This is a genomic window from Peribacillus acanthi (assembly GCF_003073175.1).
GTDB lineage: Bacteria > Bacillota > Bacilli > Bacillales > DSM-1321 > Bacillus_BN > Bacillus_BN acanthi.
In genome coordinates this window covers 21,498-28,880 of the sequence record NZ_QBBX01000014.1, presented here as the reverse complement: position 1 = coordinate 28,880, position 7,383 = coordinate 21,498, and the positions used below count along the sequence as shown (strand labels likewise).

General features: G+C 35.7%; 8 protein-coding genes and 1 pseudogene. 1 reads left to right on the top strand and 8 read right to left on the bottom strand.

The features are described from left to right. Positions 1-144: pseudogene (locus DBX25_RS14250) on the top strand (transposase); the annotation flags it as partial. A 260-nt stretch (positions 145-404) separates the two neighbouring features. Here DBX25_RS14250 and DBX25_RS14245 read toward each other — a convergent pair. The 8 genes from DBX25_RS14245 to DBX25_RS14210 all read right to left on the bottom strand — a co-directional run bounded on the left by DBX25_RS14245 (position 405) and on the right by DBX25_RS14210 (position 7,379). Next, positions 405-1,169 carry a CAP domain-containing protein gene (locus DBX25_RS14245; RefSeq protein WP_108671486.1) on the bottom strand — a complete coding sequence of 255 codons (765 nt, stop codon included), beginning with the start codon at positions 1,167-1,169 and terminating at the stop codon, positions 405-407. Between the two features lie 412 nt (positions 1,170-1,581). Then, the gene (locus DBX25_RS14240) at positions 1,582-1,788 is read right to left on the bottom strand and encodes a phosphorylase family protein (RefSeq protein ID WP_157950979.1); all 207 of its coding nucleotides are present in this window, start codon (positions 1,786-1,788) and stop codon (positions 1,582-1,584) included. After that, entirely contained in the window at positions 1,778-2,665 is an 888-nt protein-coding gene (locus DBX25_RS14235) for a DMT family transporter (RefSeq protein ID WP_108671484.1), read from the bottom strand. Before DBX25_RS14235 ends, DBX25_RS14240 begins: the two co-directional genes overlap by 11 nt. Before the next feature lie 129 nt (positions 2,666-2,794). Beyond that, complete coding sequence (locus DBX25_RS14230; RefSeq protein WP_108671483.1) at positions 2,795-3,592, bottom strand: CAP domain-containing protein; 798 nt, start codon at positions 3,590-3,592, stop codon at positions 2,795-2,797. Between the two features lie 326 nt (positions 3,593-3,918). Beyond that, positions 3,919-4,452, bottom strand: coding sequence for a DUF6385 domain-containing protein (locus DBX25_RS14225; protein ID WP_108671482.1), 534 nt, complete (start codon positions 4,450-4,452; stop codon positions 3,919-3,921). A gap of 359 nt (positions 4,453-4,811) precedes the next feature. Beyond that, positions 4,812-5,276 (bottom strand): FixH family protein, encoded by a 465-nt coding sequence (locus tag DBX25_RS14220; protein ID WP_108671481.1) that lies wholly within the window; start codon positions 5,274-5,276, stop codon positions 4,812-4,814. 16 nt (positions 5,277-5,292) lie between these two features. Beyond that, entirely contained in the window at positions 5,293-6,699 is a 1,407-nt protein-coding gene (locus DBX25_RS14215) for a sensor histidine kinase (protein WP_108671480.1), read from the bottom strand. Next, positions 6,696-7,379, bottom strand: a complete 684-nt coding sequence (locus tag DBX25_RS14210) for a response regulator transcription factor (RefSeq protein WP_108671479.1) — start codon at positions 7,377-7,379, stop codon at positions 6,696-6,698. Before DBX25_RS14210 ends, DBX25_RS14215 begins: the two co-directional genes overlap by 4 nt. Positions 7,380-7,383 lie beyond the last annotated feature (4 nt).

Sequence of the window (7,383 nt, the reverse complement as noted above, 5' to 3'; positions counted from 1 at the left end):
TTTGTAGATGCGAAAGAAAAGCATGGTTTGCGATAGACAACCTTACGAGGTCTCAAAAAATTGTCTATGCAGGCGATGCTTACGATTGCTGCCATGAATTTAAAGAAAATGGCAACTTGGACTTGGCAGCCTGCTAGAGTGTGAGCCAAACTAGTTGATTGGAGTGGAGGGCGCTTGACTCCTGGGGGATTAGCAGGACAGGTGAGATCCCGCAGGAGCGTTAGCGACGAGGAAGCTCACCGCCTGCCCCCCGGAAAGCAAGTGCCTGGAGCGGAAATCAACGTATTTTACCCGGAATCCTTTCCAGAAATGACAAAAGACATCGAGAGGGAGGCCTCTCGATGTCTTTTGTCGACAATCTGGGAACTCACCAATTGGAGAGGTCCTAATTTTTTGTATTGATATTATTTTCCGATGAACATTTGAGTCCAGTAGTTACCACCTGCAACATGACCTACACCGATGTGTGTGAAGCTTGAGTTCATGATGTTTGCACGGTGACCTTCACTATTCATCCAAGCTTGTACCACAGCTTCAGGAGATTGTTGACCTTGTGCAATATTTTCTCCAGCAGAAGTATAAGAAATACCGAATTGTTTCATCATATCAAATGGAGATCCGTACGTTGGGCTTGTATGAGAGAAGTACCCTTTGTTCTTCATATCTTCAGACTTCTTGCGTGCAACGTCACTTAACGCCGTATCAAGCTTTAACGCAGTTAGTCCCGCTTTTGCACGTTCAGCGTTTGTTAATTCCACTACTTTTTGTTCATAAGCACTTACTGCCCCAGAAGTTGATGCAGCTGGTTGTGTTGGAGCTGTAGCTGCTGGCTTTTGGGCAGTAGTTTCTTGAGTAGGTGTTGCTGCTGGTTTTTGTGATGGAACTGCTACAGGCTTTTGCGCTGGTGCCTCAGTTTGTTGTTGAGGTACTGGGCAAGGCTTAGTTGCACCCTCATTACCTCCAGCCTTTAGTTGGGGAACTAAGTTCGACAATCCTTGCTGTTTTAAAATTTCATTTAATTTACCATTAATATCTTGGAAATTATTATATTTAATAACCGAAGTTTTATCTGTAGTAGTAGGTGCTGCTGCATCTGCCTTCCCTGCTGCTGCTCCTGAGAACATGATCGTTGCTGCTGTTGCTATAGTAACAAGTGCTTTCTTTTTCATAAAAGTATGCCTCCTGTATATTCGAAGTTTTTGTTGCTGTGTTTGCTACTCCTAAATCATAACACGTGTTTTTTGTAATATTAGCTCCATAGATTACCAAATTTATAGTCTAATATTCACTAAAGTGCTAGGTTTATATAAAACACAAAAAAATCCTCTTCATACAAAGGAAGATTTAACGTTTGTACATATATGTAAACCTATCTAAATATTTCCAATCAAGGTTAATTTATACCCCCATTACCAAATACATAATAAAAAATCACTGTTGACACTTTTATTTTCTCACTAAAAGTATTACTAATGTTTCAAAGCGATTTCCTGAATGGCAATATGTAATACTATAATGATTTTTTATCATTTCAATCAATACTGAAGCAGATTGATTTGCAGCCATACTTTCGAACTCTTCTTATGTAGTAGTTACTTCCACATCTGCATGATCCGAAATACATCTAATGATAATAAATGGAGTATTGTTAATAAAAGCTACATGACCTACCGAAGAACTTTCTAATTCTACACATGTAGGTGAGTATTCATTGACAATTGCTTTCTTTACCTTTGTATCCTCAATAAAACTTTCACTTCTAACAATTCTTCCGCAATCATGATGCATTTTTTTCCATAGAAGATGAAAGTTTTTCATTTTTATTAATAGTGTTGGTAAGAATGATGCTTAACAAAACTAGAATTGCTCCTAAAACTCCTATGGTTGACATATTTTCATCCAAAAATATAAAACCGAAGATAGCTGCAAAAACAGGCTCTAAAGAAAAAATCAGTCCAGTCTTTGTTGCAGAAGTATATTGTTGAGCGACAATTTGTATTATAAACCCTAAAGCACTACAAAAAATACTTAGTGCAAGGATTGATACCCAACCTTTTGTTGAGGTTGGGAAGGTTGGTGTTTCTATAAACAAGGAAAATATTAATCCAAATATTCCCGCAAACCCTAATTGAATAATTCCTAAATTCAATGTATCTATTTTTTGTGCAACAAAACTGACAATTAAAATATGTAAGGCATATAAAAAAGCAGCAATTATACAAAACAAATCACCGGGCATGATGTGAAGTGGTAGTTTAATCGTGAGAAATGAAATACCGATCAGCGCTAATATTATGCTGGAGATCAGTTTATGTTCCATTTTCTTTTTTAAGACAACAGAGCTAATAATAGGAACAAAAACAACTGTTAAACTAACTAAAAAACCAGCATTTGAAGTAGTAGTCGTTTTCAATCCAAACGTTATAGCTGTGAAAATCAAAAATAAAATTAAGCCTAAGATCATTCCGAATTTTAAAGTCATAAAATCAATGTGGCATAAGCGTTTAAGAAAAAGAGAAGCAGCAAGTAAAAAGGCCAATCCAAACCGAAGTGCAATTAAGTTAAATTCCGATATGGATTGTAAACCCATTTCCATAAACAAATATGACGAACCCCAAAAGATAGCAACTAACACTAGCAACAATTCAGCCTTGAACGCATTCATTGAAGCACCCCTTATTTTTTCTGTAAATTCAGTATACTAACCTGTAATAAACAAGTAAAATGAATGTTTCTTCTGCGAAAATATAAAAAGGACCTTCTCCAACTGGAGAGGTCCATTAAATTTATTCTATTATTTTCCGATGAACATTTGAGTCCAGTAGTTACCGCCTGCAACATGACCTACACCGATGTGTGTGAAGCTTGAGTTCATGATGTTTGCACGGTGACCTTCACTATTCATCCAAGCTTGTACCACTGCTTCTGGAGATTGTTGACCTTGTGCAATGTTTTCTCCAGCTGAAGTATAAGAAATGCCGAATTGTTTCATCATATCAAAAGGAGAACCGTAAGTTGGGCTTGTATGAGAGAAATATCCTTTGTTCTTCATATCTTCAGATTTCTTGCGTGCAACATTGCTTAATGCAGTATCAAGCTTAAGAGCTGCTAATCCAGCCTTTGCACGTTCAGCGTTCGTTAATTCTACTACCTTTTGCTCATAAGCGCTAACTGCACCTGAAGTTGATGGTGCTGATTGAGTCGGAGCTGTAGCTGCTGGCTTTTGAGCTGTAGTATTTTGGGTTGGTGCCGCTGCCGGTTTTTGTGTCGTTGTTGCTGGTTTTTGTGCTGGAGCGGCTACTGGTTTTTGAGTTGTTGTAGCTGGTTTATTTACAGGTGCTGCAGTTTGTTGTTGTGGAACTGGGCAAGGCTTAGTAATAGTTTGTCCTTTTAATTGAGGAATTCCATTTGTAAAGCCATATTGTTTTAAAATCTGATTTAATTGAGTGTTGAACTCTTGGTAACTATTAAATTGGTAAACTGATGTTTTAACGTTTGTAGTTGGTGCCGCTGCATCTGCTTTACCTGCTGCCGCTCCTGAGAACATAATTGTTGCTGCTGTTGCTATAGTAACAAGTGCTTTCTTTTTCATAAAAGGTATGCCTCCTGTTTGTTCAGTAGTTTTTTTTGCTGTGGTGTTGCTGCTCCTAAATCATAACACACGATTTTTGTAACAATAGATCCATAGATTTCCAGGCTTTAAGATTTATATACTTTTAAAATTACTGGGTCTTAAAAAACAAAAAAAGTCCTCCTTTAAACTAAGGAGGATAAGCATTGTATAAATTTGGAATGAGATTGCTTTTTTTACCAAGTATGCACATTAATTCCAGCGTTACCAGATACATAATAAAACATTGGTATTGACGCTTTTTTGAGCGCTTTCATTTAATTACTAATGTTACAAACACGTTTCTTTTACCACAACTTTTTATCATCGATTACTTTTTTTGCTTGTAAGAAAATCAATACCTTTTTGCCAGGTCTACCATTGAGTTTCACTCGAACAAATTGAGACAGATCATGTATAGTCACATAATCGGTATCATCTTCCTGTAAATCGTTATTTCCATACTTTTTAATGAAATGAATATTATCTGGGCTGAGTTCTACATAAAATTGAATCGATTCATCAGATTGTTGGTTAATTACATAAATGGTGTATCCTATGAAGTGACTTACATCAAAGGTGATAAAAGCTTTTCCGTCATTCTTAATGATTAAGGTTTTTTTTATATTTACGAAATAATCCTCACAACCCTCTACATTTTCATTAAGGGTATTATTTTTAATCTTCTCAGCTAATGGAGGATTGAATATTACCGATTCTATCTTCTTTACTTTAAAAGACCATTGATTGGGTATATCTTCTCCAAATATTGATTCTTCTTTAATTACAAAGCTTGCTTGATCCTCAGGTGAAGTTAATTCAGCTAGCCTATCTTCGGTCATGTTATTCACCTCAACAGTTACACATATAGTACATAACTATTCGCATAAGTGAGGTTACAGAACTTATACCCGTTTCTTCTATTATTAAACTATAGAATTTGAACAACTTAATTGCTTCCCTTTTTAAGAACTCCAGTTCCTTGTGTCTTTCTAGCAGCTGATCTACCCAAACATGTTTTTCTCTCATAACATGAAGTGATCCTCATGAAAATAAACCTCACGAAGAAATACAAAGGTCCAATGCAGTAGTCACGACTTTTTTTAGTTCTTTCATTCTTAAGGCTGTAGCATTAAAAGAGCTCAATTAAAAAAGCTTTCCATCAAATTTGATGAAAAGCCCTTCCCATATACTAATGAATTTAATGATGATGCGAACTATTTTCTTCTTTTTTCGATTCTGAGTGGTTCATATTACTATTACTATCTGTTTCGGGTTCGCTTGCTGTACCGACAATGAATTCTTTTTTCGGCATATTATGCATGCCCCTTGCTGTAACATGGGCATAAACATAATACGTGCCTTCTTCACTGAATTGCTTATCCAATTCATATTTACCATCTTTAGAGTGTTGTACTACTACTTCTTCATGTTCCTCACTTTTTGAACGCCAAATTTCAAATTTGACTTCATCAGCGTCTTCGACTTTTTCTTTTCCAAAAGAGACATCAGCAGTAAACTGGATAGTTTCATTTACCTTTGCGTGCTCCGGATTTATTGTAAGATTGACTTCTAAAAATTCAATTTCCTCATTCTTAGGCTGGGCTTTCGTACAGCCTGCTAAAATTAATAGGAATAAAAATAACGCTATCATCAGCTTTTTCATTAATATTCAACCTTCTTTACTCTTCATTAATAGTCGGAAACTGTAAAAATACTTTAGTGCCTTTATTCACTATACTTTCTATATGGATATTTCCTCTATGCATGTCCATTAGTTTTTTCACAATGGACAACCCTAACCCTGAGCCTCCGTCATTCCTACTTCTTGCTTTATTAACCCGATAAAATCTTTCCGTTAACTTAGATAGGTGCTCTTTTGCAATCCCAATTCCCGTGTCCTCTATCATGATTTGGCACTGATTTTTCATTCCGGTCAAACATACGGTGATAGTCCCATTTTCTGACGTATAACGGATTGAATTTTCTATTACATTTTGTAAAACTTGCTCTAGTCTTAATTCGTCACCGTAAATGATGGGTTCAGGATCAAGTTCCACTTTTAGTTGAATCCTTTTCTCTAATAATTTCACCTGATATTTTTCAAGTAGCTCTTCTATGAATTGAGCAAGAGCGATTGGTTGAGCTTCCATCTCAAACTGTTTTGATTCTAATTTTGAAAGATCCAGTAAATCTTGGACCAACTGTTGAAGATGTAACGTCTCTTTTGCCACTAAGTTCAAATATTTTCTTTCATCTTCAGGGGTTTTAACAATTCCATCAATTAAGGCTTGTGTGTAGCCTTTAATGTAACTTAATGGTGTTCTTAGTTCATGAGAAATATCTGCTAGGAATTCTCTTTTTCGTTCATCTTCCCTTTGAATCGCTTCAGACATTTGATTGAAAGCTATAGCAAGACTCCCTATTTCATCATTACCTTGTGTTTCCACTCTCGTGTTAAAGTCACCTTTTGAAACAAGATATGCTGCGTTTTTCATTTCTTTTAACGGTTTTATGAGACGATTAATCCAATGCGTTCCAATAAATAGGAAGACGATAATAAACAAAAATGCTGAAATCAGCCAAAAAGTTGTAAAATCATTCATTAATTCTGCAATTGAAGCTAGAGGAAGATAAAGATAAATGATTCCTTCAAGTCTATCTCCATCAAGTAATGGGTAAATCACGGCCAGAATTGTTCTATCAAATCGTTCTTCATATCCTTGTTTTTCAATGGCCTTTCCATTCAAAAGATTCTGACGTTCTTCCTCAGAAATCAAAGTTTTATAATCAATATCGAAAGGAAGGCAAGCACTTAGTTCCCTAGGATTATTCACTACAAAAATTTCTGCACTGTTTTTCGTATTATACCATTCAGTTTTTTCTTTAAACTCTTCGGATAGCGGACCACCCTTATAATCACTCGCTAATAATTCCGCTTGTGTTAACAAGTTTTCCTTTACATGAGCTACATATAGTTTCTCATAAAAATACTGAGATAATAAATAGGCAAATACCAATGAAACTATGACAGTAGTAGCAACTGTAATCCAAATTTTTGTAGCCAGGTTTAATTTAAAGATGTTCATGCAAATTCCTCAAATTTATAGCCAATTCCCCAAACTGTGTGAATGTAATCCGCTCCCTTAAGTTTCATCCTTAAAGTCTTGATATGAGTATCAACAGTCCTTAAAGAACCTTCGTAATCCACACCCCAAATATGGTTTAATAGTTGTTCCCTACTTAGGACCTGATTTTTATGTTCATATAAAAATAAAAGGAGTTCATATTCTTTTAAGGTTAAATTGATTACTTTTTGATTAACTGCTACCTTTCTCGACATTTCATTAATGGTTAGATTCCCTACTTGTATTTCTGCCATTTTGTCATTAGTTTGTATTTTACCTACTCTTCTTAAAAGTGCCTCTATACGAGCAATGAGTTCTCCAGGGCTAAAAGGTTTAACAACATAATCGTCACCGCCAAGCTTTAATGCCTTCACCTTATCCCACTCTTCCCCTTTTGCACTTATAAAGATAATCGGGGTTTCATTTGACTTCCTGATTTGTTCGCATACTTCAAAGCCATTCAGTTTCGGCATCATCACATCTAATAAGACGATATCGATTTCTTGTTTTTCAATAACTTCTAACGCCTCAACCCCATCTTTTGCTTGAAGGCATTGATAGCCAGAATTCATTAAATACATTTCTAATAAATGCCTCATATCCTCTTCGTCATCTACAATTAATACCCTATAGGTCATCATCCTG